Annotated in this window: 17 protein-coding genes; 9 read left to right on the forward strand and 8 right to left on the reverse strand. The window is 68.7% G+C overall.

Going from position 1 to position 15,262, the window contains the following annotated elements; translation table 11 throughout:
• The first annotated feature begins 373 nt into the window (after positions 1–373).
• Genes AB0A61_RS31600 through AB0A61_RS31610 form a run of 3 tightly spaced genes read left to right on the forward strand, consistent with a single transcriptional unit; the run spans position 374 to position 3,111 of the window.
• Entirely contained in the window at positions 374–1,333 is a 960-nt protein-coding gene (locus AB0A61_RS31600; RefSeq protein WP_361299865.1) for an ABC transporter substrate-binding protein, read from the forward strand.
• A 33-nt stretch (positions 1,334–1,366) separates the two neighbouring features.
• Positions 1,367–2,299: an amino acid ABC transporter permease gene (locus tag AB0A61_RS31605; RefSeq protein ID WP_361299868.1), complete on the forward strand. Its 933-nt coding sequence runs from the start codon at positions 1,367–1,369 to the stop codon at positions 2,297–2,299.
• The gene (locus AB0A61_RS31610; protein WP_361299871.1) at positions 2,296–3,111 is read left to right on the forward strand and encodes an amino acid ABC transporter ATP-binding protein; all 816 of its coding nucleotides are present in this window, start codon (positions 2,296–2,298) and stop codon (positions 3,109–3,111) included. Before AB0A61_RS31605 ends, AB0A61_RS31610 begins: the two co-directional genes overlap by 4 nt.
• 128 nt (positions 3,112–3,239) lie before the next feature.
• On the opposite strand, the gene AB0A61_RS31615 is transcribed toward AB0A61_RS31610, so the two are convergent.
• On the reverse strand, positions 3,240–4,037 hold the full coding sequence (locus tag AB0A61_RS31615) for a class I SAM-dependent methyltransferase (protein WP_361299874.1): 798 nt from the start codon (positions 4,035–4,037) through the stop codon (positions 3,240–3,242).
• Between the two features lie 100 nt (positions 4,038–4,137).
• On the opposite strand from AB0A61_RS31615, the gene AB0A61_RS31620 reads away from it, so the two are divergent.
• Positions 4,138–4,767 (forward strand): CGNR zinc finger domain-containing protein, encoded by a 630-nt coding sequence (locus tag AB0A61_RS31620; RefSeq protein ID WP_361299877.1) that lies wholly within the window; start codon positions 4,138–4,140, stop codon positions 4,765–4,767.
• On the opposite strand, the gene sodX is transcribed toward AB0A61_RS31620, so the two are convergent.
• Positions 4,671–5,105, reverse strand: a complete 435-nt coding sequence (sodX, locus tag AB0A61_RS31625; RefSeq protein ID WP_361299880.1) for a nickel-type superoxide dismutase maturation protease — start codon at positions 5,103–5,105, stop codon at positions 4,671–4,673. The genes AB0A61_RS31620 and sodX overlap by 97 nt on opposite strands.
• Before the next feature lie 145 nt (positions 5,106–5,250).
• Here sodX and sodN point away from each other — a divergent pair, with 145 nt between their 5' ends.
• Entirely contained in the window at positions 5,251–5,646 is a 396-nt protein-coding gene (sodN, locus tag AB0A61_RS31630; RefSeq protein ID WP_109539088.1) for a superoxide dismutase, Ni, read from the forward strand.
• Between the two features lie 7 nt (positions 5,647–5,653).
• Here the strand turns inward: sodN and AB0A61_RS31635 are convergent, their stop codons facing one another.
• The gene (locus tag AB0A61_RS31635) at positions 5,654–6,808 is read right to left on the reverse strand and encodes a site-specific integrase (protein WP_361299884.1); all 1,155 of its coding nucleotides are present in this window, start codon (positions 6,806–6,808) and stop codon (positions 5,654–5,656) included.
• Between the two features lie 21 nt (positions 6,809–6,829).
• A complete protein-coding gene (locus AB0A61_RS31640; protein ID WP_361299887.1) occupies positions 6,830–7,333 on the reverse strand; it encodes a helix-turn-helix transcriptional regulator in 504 nt (167 codons plus the stop codon).
• Positions 7,334–7,453: 120 nt separating this feature from the next.
• Between AB0A61_RS31640 and AB0A61_RS31645 the strand changes: the two genes are divergently transcribed.
• The 4 genes from AB0A61_RS31645 (at position 7,454) to AB0A61_RS31660 (ending at position 12,016) form a co-directional block, all read left to right on the forward strand.
• Positions 7,454–7,648 (forward strand): helix-turn-helix domain-containing protein, encoded by a 195-nt coding sequence (locus AB0A61_RS31645; protein WP_019889361.1) that lies wholly within the window; start codon positions 7,454–7,456, stop codon positions 7,646–7,648.
• A 472-nt stretch (positions 7,649–8,120) separates the two neighbouring features.
• On the forward strand, positions 8,121–9,407 hold the full coding sequence (locus tag AB0A61_RS31650; protein WP_361299890.1) for a DUF3631 domain-containing protein: 1,287 nt from the start codon (positions 8,121–8,123) through the stop codon (positions 9,405–9,407).
• Between the two features lie 319 nt (positions 9,408–9,726).
• Positions 9,727–10,332 carry a hypothetical protein gene (locus AB0A61_RS31655; protein ID WP_361299893.1) on the forward strand — a complete coding sequence of 202 codons (606 nt, stop codon included), beginning with the start codon at positions 9,727–9,729 and terminating at the stop codon, positions 10,330–10,332.
• Positions 10,322–12,016, forward strand: coding sequence for a mobilization protein (locus tag AB0A61_RS31660; protein WP_361299896.1), 1,695 nt, complete (start codon positions 10,322–10,324; stop codon positions 12,014–12,016). The genes AB0A61_RS31655 and AB0A61_RS31660 overlap by 11 nt, the downstream gene beginning before the upstream one ends.
• 50 nt (positions 12,017–12,066) lie before the next feature.
• Here the strand turns inward: AB0A61_RS31660 and AB0A61_RS31665 are convergent, their stop codons facing one another.
• From AB0A61_RS31665 to AB0A61_RS31680, 4 genes are all read right to left on the reverse strand, one after another.
• On the reverse strand, positions 12,067–12,645 hold the full coding sequence (locus tag AB0A61_RS31665; protein WP_361299899.1) for an HAD domain-containing protein: 579 nt from the start codon (positions 12,643–12,645) through the stop codon (positions 12,067–12,069).
• A gap of 31 nt (positions 12,646–12,676) precedes the next feature.
• Positions 12,677–13,369 (reverse strand): class I SAM-dependent methyltransferase, encoded by a 693-nt coding sequence (locus AB0A61_RS31670; protein WP_361299902.1) that lies wholly within the window; start codon positions 13,367–13,369, stop codon positions 12,677–12,679.
• A 1-nt stretch (position 13,370) separates the two neighbouring features.
• Positions 13,371–14,282: an aminoglycoside phosphotransferase family protein gene (locus AB0A61_RS31675; RefSeq protein WP_361299905.1), complete on the reverse strand. Its 912-nt coding sequence runs from the start codon at positions 14,280–14,282 to the stop codon at positions 13,371–13,373.
• An 80-nt stretch (positions 14,283–14,362) separates the two neighbouring features.
• A complete protein-coding gene (locus AB0A61_RS31680; RefSeq protein ID WP_361299907.1) occupies positions 14,363–15,112 on the reverse strand; it encodes a hypothetical protein in 750 nt (249 codons plus the stop codon).
• Positions 15,113–15,262: the final 150 nt, after the last annotated feature.

Below are 15,262 nucleotides of genomic sequence, written 5' to 3' on the forward strand. Positions count from 1 at the left end.
ACCGACGACGAGTCCATAACGCCAAGGTCACATGACGGAGAACCGACACTTGACCCAATATGGGGACAAGCTCTCGGCTATCGCTCGACAAAGCGTCGAGCATGAACAAAAACCTCGTCGCAGTCGGCCGCAACCCGAGATGTGCCGGAGATCTTCCGGCTCGAAGGAGACATTCCCACAGATGGTCCGGCCCCGACGGCTCGGCTTCAGGGGTTCGGGGGTCACCCGTTATCCGATTTTGACATGGAGAGTCCCCTGAATGGCGTAGCCCGAATGGCAAGATGCGGTCAATCACACGAGGTCGCAACACCCAACGGTGTGTGTTCTCGTCGACCCATCGGCTAACTCCACTCATCTGCCGGAGGAACCCACCATGACCGCACGTTCCACCCGTCGCCCGACCGCCGCGCACTCCCGGACCGCCGCGGTCGGTGCCATCGCGGTCGCAGGCGCCCTGATTCTCACCGGCTGCGGTGACCAGACGAAGGACAAGAACAAGTCCTCCGGCAGCAGCTCTGCCGTCTCGGCCCCGCTGGCCGCCAAGCTCCCGGCGTCGATCCGCGACAAGGGCGTCATCCGGGTCGGATCCGACATCTCCTACGCGCCGGTCGAGTTCAAGGACAACTCCGGCACGGTCGTCGGCCTGGACCCGGATCTCGCCGCGGCGATGAGCAAGCAGCTCGGCGTGAAGTTCGACTTCCAGAACGGCACCTTCGACGCCCTGCTCACCGGCATCCGCTCCAACCGCTACGACGTCGCCATGTCGGCGATGACGGACAACAAGAGCCGCCAGGAGGGTGTCGACCCCACCACGGGCAAGAAGGTCGGCGAGGGCGTCGACTTCGTCGACTACCTGACCGCGGGTGTGTCGATCTACACGCGCAAGGGCGACACCAAGGGCATCACCAGCTGGTCCGACCTGTGCGGCAAGAAGATCGCCCTGGAGCGCGGGACCATCTCGGAGGACCTCGCCAAGGCCGAGGCCAAGAAGTGTCCGAGCGGAAAGAAGCTCACCATCGAGGCCTTCGACGACAACCAGCAGGCGCAGACCCGTCTGCGTTCGGGCGGCGCGGACGCGGCCTCCTCCGACTTCCCCGTCGCCGCCTACGCGGTGAAGACCTCCGGCGGCGGCAAGGACTTCCAGATCGTCGGCGCCCAGGTCGAGGCGGCGCCGTACGGCATCGCCGTCGGCAAGACCAACACGCAGCTGCGTGACGCGCTGCAGGCCGCGATGAACGCGGTCATCCAGAGCGGCGAGTACCAGAAGATCCTCCAGAAGTGGGGCGCCCAGGACGGCGCCATCAAGCAGTCCGTCGTCAACGGTGGCAAGTGACCGCTCCCGAGCGGCCACTGAGAGGCAAGACCCGTGACTGACATCGACAAGACGGCGGAGCCGAAGGACACACCCCCGACCGGCGCGGAGGCCATCAAGGCCATTCCGGTCCGGCACTACGGGCGGTACGTCTCCGCCGTCATCGCCATCGCGCTACTCTTCGCGATCATCTACGCGTTCGGCCAGGGCAAGATCAACTGGCACGCTGTCCCGGACTACTTCTTCGACGACCGGATCCTGACCGGCGTCGGCAAGACCCTTCTGCTGACGGTCCTGTCGATGCTGATCGGCATCGTCGGCGGCATCGTCCTCGCGGTGATGCGTCTGTCGAAGAACCCGGTGACCTCGTCCATCGCCTGGTTCTACATCTGGTTCTTCCGCGGCACCCCGGTCCTGGTCCAGCTGTTCCTGTGGTTCAACCTGGGCCTGGTCTTCGAGTACATCAACCTGATGCCGTTCTACAAGGACTACTGGTCGAACTTCATGACGCCGCTGCTGACGGCGCTGCTCGGCCTCGGTCTGAACGAGGCGGCGTACATGGCGGAGATCTGCCGCGCCGGCCTGCTCGCCGTCGACGAGGGCCAGACCGAGGCCGCCCACGCCCTGGGCATGAGCCACGGCAAGACCCTGCGCCGCATCATCATCCCGCAGGCCATGCGGGTGATCGTGCCGCCGACCGGCAACGAGGTCATCAACATGCTGAAGACGACCTCGCTCGTCGCGGCCGTCCAGTATCCGGAGCTGTTCCGCTACGCCCAGGACATCGGCCAGGTCTCCGGTGCCCCGGTGGAGATGTACTTCCTCGCCGCGGCCTGGTACCTGATCATGACCTCGGTCCTGAGCGTGGGTCAGTACTACATCGAGCGGTACTACGCCCGCGGCTCCAGCCGCAGCCTGCCGCCCACCCCGTGGCAGAAGGTCAGGGCACACCTGACGACCTTCTCCAGCAGGAAGGTCACGGCATGACCGACAAGCTCACCAAGAACGGTTCCGCACCGAAGGACACGTCCGACCCGTCCGCCGCGATGGTCAGGGCCGAGGGCGTCCACAAGTCCTTCGGACCGGTCGAGGTCCTCAAGGGCATCGACCTGGAGGTCAAGCCCGGAGAGGTGTTCTGCCTCATCGGCCCCTCCGGCTCCGGCAAGAGCACGTTTCTGCGGTGCATCAACCACCTCGAGAAGATCAACGCCGGCCGTCTGTACGTCGACGGCGAGCTCGTCGGGTACCGGCAGCACGGCGACAAGCTCTACGAGCTGCGCGACCGCGAGGTCGCCATGAAGCGCCGGGACATCGGCATGGTCTTCCAGCGCTTCAACCTGTTCCCGCACATGACCGCGCTGGAGAACGTGATCGAGGCGCCGGTGCAGGTCAAGGGCCTGGGCAAGAGCCAGGCCAGGGAGCGGGCGATGCAGCTGCTGGAGCGCGTCGGCCTGGCCGACCGGGCGGGGCACTACCCCTCGCAGCTCTCCGGCGGCCAGCAGCAGCGCGTGGCGATCGCCCGGGCCCTGGCCATGGATCCGAAGCTGATGCTGTTCGACGAGCCGACCTCGGCACTGGACCCGGAGCTGGTCGGTGACGTCCTCGACGTCATGCGCGACCTCGCCGAGTCCGGCATGACGATGGTCGTCGTCACCCACGAGATGGGCTTCGCCCGCGAGGTGGGCGACAGCCTGGTCTTCATGGACGAGGGCGTGGTGGTCGAGTCCGGACATCCGCGCGAGGTCCTGACGAACCCGCAGCACGAACGCACCCAGTCGTTCCTGTCGAAGGTCCTGTAGGCGATACGCGGCGAAGGGGCGGTACGGATCTCCCGTACCGCCCCTTCGTGCTGGGCCCGTACCGCCCCTTGGCGTTGCGCCCGTACCGCCCCTTGGCGTTGCGCCCGTGCCGAACCGGCTCCGTTGCCCTACTTCAGCGCCAGCAGCAGCGTGTCGGAGGGCGAGCACCACACCGGGCGCGCCTCGGCGAAGCCCTTCTCGCGCAGCACGCGCGCGTGCCACCCGGGGGACGGCATGTCGCCGTCGGCGTGTTCGCCGTAGATCTCGAAGCGGCGGGCCGTGGGCTCGGCCAGGACCGGGTCCTTTGCGGCCAGCTGCCACCACTCGGCCCAGCCGAGGGCGCCGCTGCGCTTGGCCTGATCCATACGCAGGTGCCGCTGGGCGCGCTCGGCCGCGTTGATCCGCGGCGTCGTCTCGTCGATCATGTGGTCCGCGTTCATGAAGACACCGCCGTCGCGGACGAGTTCCGCGACCTGACCGTAGAGGACCGCGAGGGGTTCGCTGTGCAGCCAGTGCAGGGCCGTGGCGGTCAGGACGGCGTCGTAGGAGTCGTACGGCAGCTTCGCGGGCCAGTCCGGGCTCTTCAGGTCGGCGGTGACGAGGGAGACGCGGTCGTCACCCTCGAAGGTGCCCTCGGCGATGGCGAGCAGCGCCGGGTCGAGGTCGACGCCGGTGCTGGTGGCCCCGGGAAAGCGGGCCAGCAGCCGGGCGGTGATGCTGCCGGTGCCGCAGGCGAGGTCGAGGACGCGCGGCGCGGTGCCGGCGAGGGCCTCCACCATGTCGAGCATGACGCGGAAGCGTTCCTCGCGGTCGGGCATGTACCACTCCTGCTGCCGGTCCCAGCTCTCCTGCCAGGCCCGCCAGTCGGCTCCCGCCGCGGTGATGTCCGCACCCGTGCCCGTCTCCGTGCCCGTAGTGTCCGTCATCGTTGCCCTTCCTCACGCACGCCACGTAATACCCTGGAAGCACGACCGGCTGTTACCCGACCGCATCCATGACCATAGAGTGCCCCCGTAAGGACTACAAGTGGAACTGGCCTATTACTCGGATTACGCCGTCCGCCTCGTCAACAGCGAGGAGCCGGCCCGGGGCAAGGACAACCTGACCTCGGTCGAGGCCGTCCGCGACCTGTTCGGCGCCAACGCGACGGCCGCCCGCCGCGCCACCGACGCCGACGTCACGCGTTTCCGCTCGGTGCGGGGCCGGCTGCGCGCGGTCTTCGACGCTGCCGACCAGGGCGACGAGACCCTCGCGGTGGACCTCCTGAACTCGCTGCTGCTGGAGTTCCCGGTGAGCCCGCAGATCTCCGGGCACGACCACCGCGACGAGGACGGCCGCCCGCTGTGGCACATGCACCTGGCGGACCACCCCTCCAACGCGACCGCCGGGTACGCGGCCATCGCGGCGATGGGTCTGGCCTTCCACCTCACCGAGTACGGCGTCGACCGGCTGGGCCTGTGCCAGGCCGCGCCGTGCCGCAACGCCTACCTCGACACCTCGACCAACCGCTCACGGCGTTACTGTTCCGACCGCTGCGCGACCCGCGCCAACGTGGCCGCCTACCGCGCCCGCAAGCGCCTCGAGGCCGACCGGTCGGTGAGCACGGGCCTGGCGGCCGACACCGCCCAGCGCACCAGCGCCAGCGGCGAGCGCTGAGCGGGCTTGCGCGGCCGGTAGCGCAACCACACCTTGCCCAGGACCAGGTCCTCCGGCACGGTCCCGTAGTCGGTGCTGTCGCCGCCCGCGTACGTGTTGTCCCCGAGCACCCACCAGCCGCCCTCGCGCCGCTCCGCCGCACGCTTGACGACAAGCAGGTCCTGCTGGAACGGATGGCGCAGGACGACCACATCACCCGGCCGGACGCGGGCGCCGTACTGCACCACGAGCCGGTCCCCGTGGTACAGCGTGGGCACCATGGACGGCCCGGTCACCTCGGCCAGCCCGAAGGGCAGCACCGCCCCCCTGCGGTCGGTCTCCTGCGACAGCTCCGGCATCACCCGGCACCTCCCCGGTTCTTCCTCCACCAGTCTCAGTCTCACCCCGGACTTTTGTCCTAAGCCCACGGGGGCACTCGCGAAAACAGGTCTTGCAGGGAGTAATGTCCCACCTGAGAAGACGATCACGAGGAAGGAATGCTCCATGCTTTCCCGCCTGTTTGCCCCCAAGGTCAAGGTCAGCGCGCACTGCGACCTGCCCTGCGGTGTGTACGACCCTGCCCAGGCCCGCATCGAGGCGGAGTCGGTGAAGGCCATCCAGGAGAAAATGGCCGGCAACGACGACCCGCACTTCCAGGCGCGTGCCACCGTCATCAAGGAGCAGCGCGCCGAGCTCGCGAAGCACCACGTCTCCGTGCTCTGGAGCGACTACTTCAAGCCTCCGCACTTCGAGAAGTACCCGGAGCTGCACCAGCTGGTGAACGACACCCTCAAGGCCCTGTCGGCGGCCAAGGCCTCCACCGACCCGGCCACCGGCCAGAAGGCGCTGGACTACATCGCCCAGATCGACAAGATCTTCTGGGAGACCAAGAAGGCTTGATCTATGGCTAGGCCGTTTGACCTGCGGTTTCGCGGGTCGCATCGCCTACCTGTCCGCACCCGGTCCGCAGGCCGCCGAGAACGGCGTCCATGACGGTCCGGGTGCGGTCTTCTTCGCCCGGCCAGAGGTGGGCGTAGATCCGCAGCGTGATGACGGCGGACGCGTGGCCGAGGACGAGTTGGACCTGCTTGACGCTCGCTCCGCCGGCGATGAGGGCGGAGGCGTAGAAGTGGCGCAGGTCGTGGGTCACCATGTGCGGCAGCTCGACGGGCTTGCGGCCCTCGCGCTCGGCCGCCTCGTTCTCCGCCTTCTGCAACTCCTTACGAGCGCAGTTCCATTCGGTCTTCCAGCGGCGGTAGTTGAGCGGTTCGCCCTCCTCCATCGTGAACAGCCACTCCTTGGAGGGGCGTGCGGCAAGGTGCGTGAGGAGTGCGTCGGTGACGACCTCGCCGACCGGGACCGTGCGCCGGGACTTGGCGGTCTTCGGCGGACCGATCTTCCCGGACTGGAGGCGCTGGCGCTCGACGCGGATGGTGCCGGCCTTGAAGTCGACGTCCGAGACCTTGAGGCCGAGCAACTCGCCTATTCGCAAGCCTGATCCGGCGAGCGTGACGATCGCCGCGCGAATGTACGGCGGCATCACGCGGGCCATGGCCTCGACCTGCGCGACCGTGGGCGGAGTGACCTCGTCATCCGGCATGGTCGGGAGGGTGATCCGGCGGCACGGACTGGAGGCGATGACCTTGTCCTCGACAGCCGCGGTCATGAGGCGTACGAGGACGTCGTAGACGTTGCGCACACTGCCGGGGCCGAGTTGCTCGGACAGGCTCTTGAAGAGCACCTGGAGGTCGTTGCGGCGTATCGCCGCCATGGCGCGGGAGCCGAGCGCCGGGACGAGGTGGAGCCGGAGCGCGTTGTCGGTGATGCGCTCGCCCGCCTCGCTGGCGATGAGCGACTCCTCCCACTTCGTCGCGTACTTCTCGAAGGTGATCCGTCCGGCGCGCGGGTCGACGTATTGGCCGGTCACGATGCTGGCCGTGACCTCGTCCAGCCAGCGCTGAGCGTCGATCTTGCGGTCGAAGTGGCGGGCGTGCTCCTTGCCGTCGAGGTCTCGGTAGCGGGCCCGCCATTTGCCGTTGGGGCGCTTCTGAATGTTCGCCAAGTGGCTTCTCCCTTGGGTTGGTTATCGGTGGTAGCCGCCGCCCTCGATGTGCTCGGTGAGGGTGCGGGCGTCGCGCTCGTCGCCCATGAGGCGAAGGCACTGCTCATGGATGGCCCGTGAACTGTCGGGGTGGGCCTGGATGTACTCGGCGATGCCGACGACGGCGTGGTGCAGCCTGTCCTCGGCGTCGCGTGTCTCGTAGTACGCCTCGACGGCTTCCTGGACGAGCCGTCTGCTGTCGAGGTCCAGCCCTTCCAACGGCGGGGACATCAGCTCTTCGAGGGGCAGTTCGAAGACGCGGGCGAAGGCGAGGGCCTCGTCGACGTTGATACGGCGACGTGGGGTGCCGTTCTCGATGCGCCAGACCGCGGTCTGGTTCATCTTGACGCCGGCCTTGGACACCCGGTCCGCCAGCTCGATCGTGCTCCACCCCCTGACCTCGCGCTCCAGCGCCACCCGGGCGGCGATGTTGCCTTCGCTGTAGAGCAGCGGCACCTCATCACCGTCGGCCTTGTCGCCTGCCATCGAACCTCCATCCTGACCGTTGCTTTCCCAATTGAAACACGACCTTCCCGATTTGGCTAACCGGCGATCGTCGAGTACAACCTATGCAGAACGAAGTGCCGCCTAGTCGATTGGGAATGCATGCGATATCTGACCACCGCCGAGGTCGCCGAGCGCTACCGCACAGCGGAGAGCACCGTCCGCTACTGGCGCCAGATCGAGAAGGGGCCGCGCGGCATCAAGATCGGCAAGCGGGTGCTGTACCCCGAGGCCGAGCTGCTGCGCTACGAGCGGGCGCTGATCGAAGGCCGAGACGAGTGGGGTCTGGCCTCCTGAGCCGCCAGAGGCCCGGGACACGGAAACGGCCCTCGGCGGGCCAACGCCGAAGGCCGGAGAGTCCCCCGCACACCGCCCATCCCTGAACGAACAAGCCGACGAGGGGCTGGACCTTGCCCGTCCTGCCCCTCGTCTGAGAGGAACGTCTATGGAGGACTCTACGTCCCCCACCAACCCGAACACGGTCCCCAAGGTCAGCTGGCCCGAGGTCGCGGTCCCCGGCCAAGGCGTCCCCGGGCACCGCGGGGACGAGCATTCTGCTACTGCGGTATCAGGGGACCGTCCCCTCGATACATCCGCTCCGCTGTCGGCGCGAGCTACGGTCCCCATACCCACATCCGTTGGAGACGTGCAGGTCAGCGGCATTGGCGCGCCAACGGGGACCGGTCCCCAAGACTCTGGAGTTGCACCAGGGGACCGCAGTGGGGACCGGGACAGCGGCCGTCACCTGTCGCCGGGGACCGACGTCCCCATGGAGCGAGCCGAGCAACAAGAGATCGCAGCCATCGATGGAGGGACACGCGCCAGCGGCCATGAAGGCGCCGGTGCTCAGGTAGCCGCTGACGGGGTCGCGCTGCTGGACGAGTTGCGGGCAGCGATCGGCAAGTACGTGGTACTGCCCAACGAGGAGGCGCTGACCGCTGTCACCTTGTGGGTGGCGGCCACGCACATCCAGACGGCTCTGCAGCATGCTCCGCGTCTGGCGGTGGTGAGCCCGACGAAGGGGTGCGGCAAGTCCCGGGTTCTGGACGTGCTCCACGAGACCGTGTACCAGCCGATGATGACGGTGAACACCTCCCCGGCGGTCATCTTCCGGGTCATCGGCAAGAACCCTCCCACCCTGCTGGTGGACGAGGCAGACACCATCTTCGGCCCCAAGGCGAGCGGTGACAGTGAGATCCTGCGCGGCCTGCTGAATGCCGGGCACCAGCGCAACCGGCCCGCGTGGCGAATCTCCGGTCCGGATCACAAACCGACCCCGTTCCCCACCTTCGCCATGGCTGCCATTGCGGGTATTGGCGACCTGCCGGACACGGTCATGGATCGGGCGGTCGTTCTGCGGATGCAGAAGCGTAAGCCGGGCGAAAAGGTCACCCCGTTCCGCTCCCGGTATTCGGTGCCGGAACTCAACGCGCTGCGTGACCGGCTGACCGCCTGGCTGGGTCCCCTGCGCGGGCAGGCTGCCCGAATGGTGCCGCAGATGCCGGTAGAAGACCGGGCGGCGGACACCTGGGAGCCGCTGGTCATCATCGCCGACCTGGCAGGCGGCCAGTGGCCCGCCCAGGCTCGTGCCGCCTGCTTGGCCATGACCCGCCACGAGGCGGCCCAGGACGAGCAGAGCAGCCTGAAGACGCGGCTCCTGCGCGACATCCACCGCATCTTCGCGCAGGCGGACAACCCCGAGGCCCTGGCCACTCAGGATCTGGTCGCCTCGCTGCTCCAGGACGCTGAGGCCCCGTGGGCGGAGTACGGCACCAAAGGGCTGAACGCGTACCACCTGAGCAACCTGCTGCGGGACTTCAACATCAGCCCGGCCAACTACCGGTTCGACAAGGGCAGGCAGGCCAAGGCGTACATGCGCAACCGGTTCCTGGACGCCTGGGCCCGCAACTGCCCCGACCTCGTCGAGGCGGCACCCGAGCCCGAACGCGGCGCCGCTCCCGCCCGCATGCCGCAGGGCAGGCCGCCCGCCGCCCCGGCGGGGACGCTGCCTGTCGGCCCGCCCGGTGGCCCCGCCGGACCGAAGCGCGCTCTCTGATCCCACCGGGGTCCGTATCACTCCGTCGCATCCGTCCCCGCGCAGGTCAGCGCGGGGACGGACTCTGTCGCCGGGACGGAGTGCTCCGTACCTGCCCACGTCTCCGTACCTGTGTTGACCAGGCATGCGACGGATGCGACGGACGTGACACAGCCCGATCCCCCCTCTCCTTCGGAGCACCACCATGCACACCGAGAACGACACGAACCCCTCTTCGTCCCGCCGCTGGGGTTGGTTCAGCCGGGACCGACGAACAGCAGCAAGCTGGAGCGAACGAGCCCCTAAAGAGGCTTCGTCCGCGCTTGCCCCCGCCCCTGGGGTGGCGGAGGGAGAGGGGGCCGGGCGCCAGCGGGCGCCCGAGCCTGAGGAGGGGGTGAACGAGCCCCGCACCGCGTCTCCCGCCGACAGCACCGAGCAGCCCGTCGCCGACTCCATCACCCCACTCACCGAGCCCTCTGCCCGTCAAGCGCCCGCCGCCGTTGAGCAGCCCTCGTGGCGTGAGCCCGGCGCCCCCGCACTGCCCGCGCGGATGAACCGCAAACGCACCACCGAGAAACGCGACCAGGAGAAGAAGATCCGCTTTACCCCGACCGCGGTCCGCCTCATCGATGCGGAGGCCAGGCGGCGCCATCAGAAGTTCGCCGGCTTCGTCGGCGACGCCGCCCTCGCCGTCGCGCTCGGCAAGGCGGACATGGTCGGCAGCCCAGAGGACGACCCCATCCGCCCGCTTGTGGAAGCCATCGAAGCGCACACCAAGGCGCTGAACCGGATCGGCACCAACCTCAACCAGGTCACGACAGCCATCCACTCCGGCGCGATACCCGAGCGCGCCGAGGCCGTCCTCGACCGCATTGAGCAGGCCGCCCAGGCCAGTTACGCACTCATGGACCGGCTCCTGGCGGAAGGGGCCGGTCATGGTGCCTGACGTCTCCACCGGCACCAGCACGCTCGGCCTGATCAACTACCTCTTCGGCAAGGGGCGGCGCGACGAGCACACCGACCCCCACATCGTGGCCGCCTGGGACATGGGCGGCGCCCTTGACCCCGGCCGCGACCCCGAGGCCACCTACACCCAGCTCGCCCGGCGTCTGGACCACCACGTCGACCTGCGCACCCGGGAGCTCGGCGGAAAGCAGCCACCGCAGCATGTGTGGCACTGCCCGGTGCGCACCGCGCCCGGCGACCGCTACCTCACCGACGCCGAGTGGGCCGAGGTTGCCCACCGCGTCGTAGCCGCCACGGGCATCGCCCCCGAGGGAGACGACAAGGCGTGCCGCTGGATCGCGGTCCGGCACGCCGACGACCACATCCACATCATGGCCACCACCGTCCGAGCCGACGGCCGCCGCCCTCGTACGAACCGGGACGGCTGGCGGGCACAGCTGGAATGCCGCAAGATCGAGGCCGAGTTCGGGCTGCGCCGCCTGAAGTCCGGTGACCTCACCGCCCCGCGTACCCCGACCGGCGCCGAGCGGGCGAAGGCGGAACGCCAGGGCCGGGAGGAGACAGCGCGGGCGTGGCTGCGCGAGCAGGCGTACGCGGTCGCCGCCGCCGTACGAAGCATCGACGAGTACTTCACCGTGCTGCGCTCCCTCGGCATCCAGGTCAAGCCGCGCTTCGGCCCCGAGACCGGCGAGGTGACCGGCTACAGCCTGTCCGCGCCCGGCGACACGGCCAACGGCGCGCCTGTCTGGTACGGCGGCTCAAAGCTCGCCCCCGACCTGTCCTGCAACCGTCTACGCGAACGCCTCCCGACCCAGGAGCTGGCCGACCGCCCTCAACCGGTGGCGGACCCGGCCGAGCCGTGGCACCGCGCCGAAACCGCCATCCGCCACGCGCACGCCGTCCTCGACTCAGGTGGCGAGGCCGTGGCCCAGGGCCAGCTGGATGCCTTCGGCGACACCCTCCACAATTTGGCCCTCGCCAGCCACGGCTCGCACCGGGCCGAACTACAAGCAGCGGCACAGGTGTTCAATCGCGCCCGCCGTTCAGCGATCCGGGCCGACCATCAAGCCGCCACCGCTCTGCGGGAAGCCGCCAAGGAACTCGCCTACGCCACACACGATCCGGGCGGACTCGCCATCGCCCTGATCTTCGCTGCGCTCCACCTGTCTCGGGCAGCTGCCAAGTGGCACGAACAACGCAGCCACGAGCAACAGGCCGCCGCGGCTGAGCAAGCCTTCCGTCACCTACAGGCCGGTTACCAGGAAGCTGCCGCGCCGGTCTTGGCGGATCTCACCCGACGCGCGCCACACGCCGCCACCATCAGCCGCTTCGAGCAGGATCTGCGCGCAGCCCTCCCAGGCCAGGCCGAACGCGTCCTCGCCGATCCCGCTTGGCCAGCCCTGACCACAACCCTCGCCCGCGCCGAGACCGCCGGCCACTACCCCCGGCGTCTCTTGGCCGAAGTCGCCGCCCTGCGAGAACTCGACACCGCCGAACGCCCCGCCGAGGTCCTCAACTGGCGCATCACCGTCCAGCCGAATAGGCGAGCACAGGCAGCACGCAAGCGAAGCAGCACACCGGGAGTGTCCTCTCGGCCCCTGGCGCTCCAGCCCTCGGCCACGACGCCGGCCTCCAGGCCCGAGGAACGCGGACGACATCGATAGATCAAGCAGTGGGCTCTCGGACGGCGTTGACGTCCTGCTCTGTGATCACCTCAGGCTGCTTCGGCTCCAGGAGCACCAGCGGATTCGCTGGCTGGCACGACGGACAAGCGGTCAACCCATTCCATGACCTCAGCCATGTGCTCGGCCAACAACCCGATGTGGGGATCAGGCTGGACCAGGAAAGTCGCCATCCCACGCGCCGTGCGCTCTGCTGCCCAGGCATGGTCGACGGCGGTGAAGTCATCGTCGACCCAAGCAACAGGCATGTCGCTCAGCCAGACATCGACATGGTCTCGTTTCCAGAGGTAGCCGTTGGGGTGGCTGGTGGTGATCTGCGGACGCGGGAGGTCGACGTATGGCAGAGGCGGGAGGCCGAGGAGCGACCCAATCAGTGTGGTGGCGTCCTGGCGCCAGCTGGTGCACCAGACTGGGGTGACCAGGCCGGTCCGTATCACGTCCATGAGCAAGGGGCCATGGCTCGGGCTGAGCCAGACGGTGACCGGATCGTCGGCGCTACGGCCGGTGGGAACGACATCGTGGCGGTCGTGGGTAGCTGGACTGGTCCCATCGGCGTCCGGGAAGGGTATGAGGACGCCGTCGACGTCGAGGAGCAGATAGGGCGGGCGCATCGGTTTCTCCCAAGAGTCGGCGGAGTGTGGGTCAGAGCTTGCGCGCGGTGATCAGCAACGTGGTGGGCCAGAGGCCGCGGCGGGCGTCGTGGAACTCCTGGGCCGAGGTGAGCCAGAGGCCGGCGCGGTCGAGATGTTTCTCCCAGCGGTCGGCATCGAAGTCCCAGCGGGCGATGGGTAGGCGGGTGCGGTCGGGAAGAGTGACGTAGTCCCGGCGGGGTCGGTCGTCGGCGGTGGGTCGCAAGCCGCCGCGCTTGGGGTGGGGGACGGAGAAGGCGAGGGTGCGCCCGGGTTTGAGGTGCTGGGCGATGGCCGGGAGCAGAAGCTCGGGGGCTACCAGGCCGATGGCCCCGAAGACGGAGTAGATGGCGTCGAACTGCTCGTCGGAGGCTTGCAGGTAGTGCAGGGCATGGCCGGCGACGAAGGTCAGATTGTTCAGCCGCCCGTAGTGCGACCGGGCCCGGCGGACCTGCAGGCCGACCAGATCGACACCGGTGACCTGGGCGCCGCAGCGGGTGGCGAGGTGGGCGGCGTTGTGACCGGGGCCGCAGCCGAGTTCCAGCAGCCGCTTGCGGCGCAGGTCCGAGCCGAGAATCTCGGCGCCGGGCCCGCTGCCTGGCCGCGTAGTCCATTCCATCCGTGCGGGTACCGACAGCGGCTCGGCGGGGCTGGCCGTAGTGCGCTGGAAGGCGTGGACATACCACGGGGAAGCCTGGGCGAGCACGTCAGACCTCCAGGAGGTGGAGGACGTCGGTGAGGTGGCGGCGTACGGCCTTGATGTAGCTGGGATCGGTGGCCGGGTCGTTGATCCAGCGGATGGACTGTTCCATGAACCACTCGACGGCCCACATGCGGTGCCAGCCCAGCGCCCAGTTCTCGGCGGTGAGTCCGCCGCGCTGGGTGAGAGCGTCCGGGGTGCCGCCAGCGGTGACGTACTGCTCCAGGAAGACACGGAGGCGGACAGGGTCGGGGGTGTCGAGGGTGCCGTGCCAGCTGGCGAGGTCGAGCAGGCCGGGGCCGGTGAAGGCGCGGGCGAAGTCCAGCAGCCGCCAGCCTTGTTGGCCAATGTGGAGGCTGGTGGGGTGGAACTCGGAGTGCACCCAGCCGAACGGCGCCACCGTCGTACCGGCCGAGCGTGACTCGCCGGCCTGGGCGATCTGGTCGAGCGCGTCCTCGATGTCGTCCGTGTCTTGCCAGCGTTCGGCCTTGCGGAGCTGGGCGAGGTGTTCCAGTGCTCGGTGCGGCAGTGAGCGGAGGCGGGCCTGGTCGAGGACGGGCAGGGCGGCAGCCGTATGGGTGCCGTGCAGGACCACGGCCGCGGCGGTGCCGTCGAGGTCGTCGGCGTCGCGGACGGCGGGGGCCAGGTCTTCCATGAGCATGCCGAGCCAGCCGTCCAGGACGGCGGAGGCATGGACCTGCGGGACGGGGACGCCGAGCGTGTGCGCCAGGCGAAGGGCCTGGTCCTCGCTGTCGAAGGGCCGCTTCGCGTACTTGAAGATCACGGTGCTGGCGTCGGGGAAGGTCAGGCGCTCGACACCGGACATGGACCACACGCGCACCTCCTCGCGCACGGCGGTGGTCCGTCCAGCCATGGTGAGCAGGTTGTCGACGAGCTCGGCGCTGGGGTTCGCGGTCACGTGGGGACTCCAGGAAAGTTAGGGCGTCCGGGGCGGGCGAGAGGTGCCGGCCCGCCCCGGAGCTGGCGTGCAGTCGGGTGCTATGCGGCAGGGCTCACGCGATGGGCGTAGACCTGCTCGATCCAACCGGCCTTGAAGGCCGCGAGGTCGTCGCGAAAGGCGGCCATCGACGCACCGTAGGGCGCGACGACGCCACCGGACTGGTCCGGCACGGACTGGCAGCCGTGCACAAGTCGGCCGCCGAGGGCGGCGTGGGCCTTGATGGACTCGATGCGGCGGTGCTCGTTGAACCAGCCGCCGTGGTAGACCTCGTCGAGCGTCCCGCCCATCTCGTCGTCCAGGTCGAAGATGACGGAGGTGGCGGCGGGGAAGAACCAGCACGGGCCGACGTTGGAGATGTGCCCGTCGAGCTCCACCTTGTTCAGCGCCATCAGCGTGGCCGCCTCGCGCAGCATCCGCAGGTGCTCGGCGGTGATCTGCGGCAGACCGAGGCTGGCGAGGTGTTCGTCGCGGAACAGGTAGGCGTACACCTCGTACGCGGTGGACAGGACTCGGGCGGCGTCCGAGGTTGAGGCGGCGTGGGCCTTGATGAAGTCCAGCGCGAGCTGCTCGACCGCACTCTGGGTGGTCTCCTCCACGTCCAGGAGCTGGGACTTGACCAGCTCCCAATCGGCGACGAGCCACGTGTTGGACTCGAAGCGGAAGAAGTACTCGGCTGGGTCGATGGTGATGCGCCGGCCGTCGACCTGGATGCCGGGCAGGCGGCTCCAGCGCTCGTCGAACGCCTCGGGCAGTACAACCGTGATGGCCGTGGTGTCGATGGTGGTCACCGTGTCTCCGTCTCTGATCGGCCGGGTTCGGACACAGGAATGCCCGAACCCGGTGTAGGCGTACGGAACTTCGGGGGCCGCCCGGCCGAAGGGGGGAGCCTGGTCACGGTGTCGGACCGGGGCCGGGCGGCTGATGTTTAGTGAACCCTC

The sequence above is a fragment of the Streptomyces sp. NPDC046197 genome (assembly GCF_040646295.1).
GTDB lineage: Bacteria > Actinomycetota > Actinomycetes > Streptomycetales > Streptomycetaceae > Streptomyces.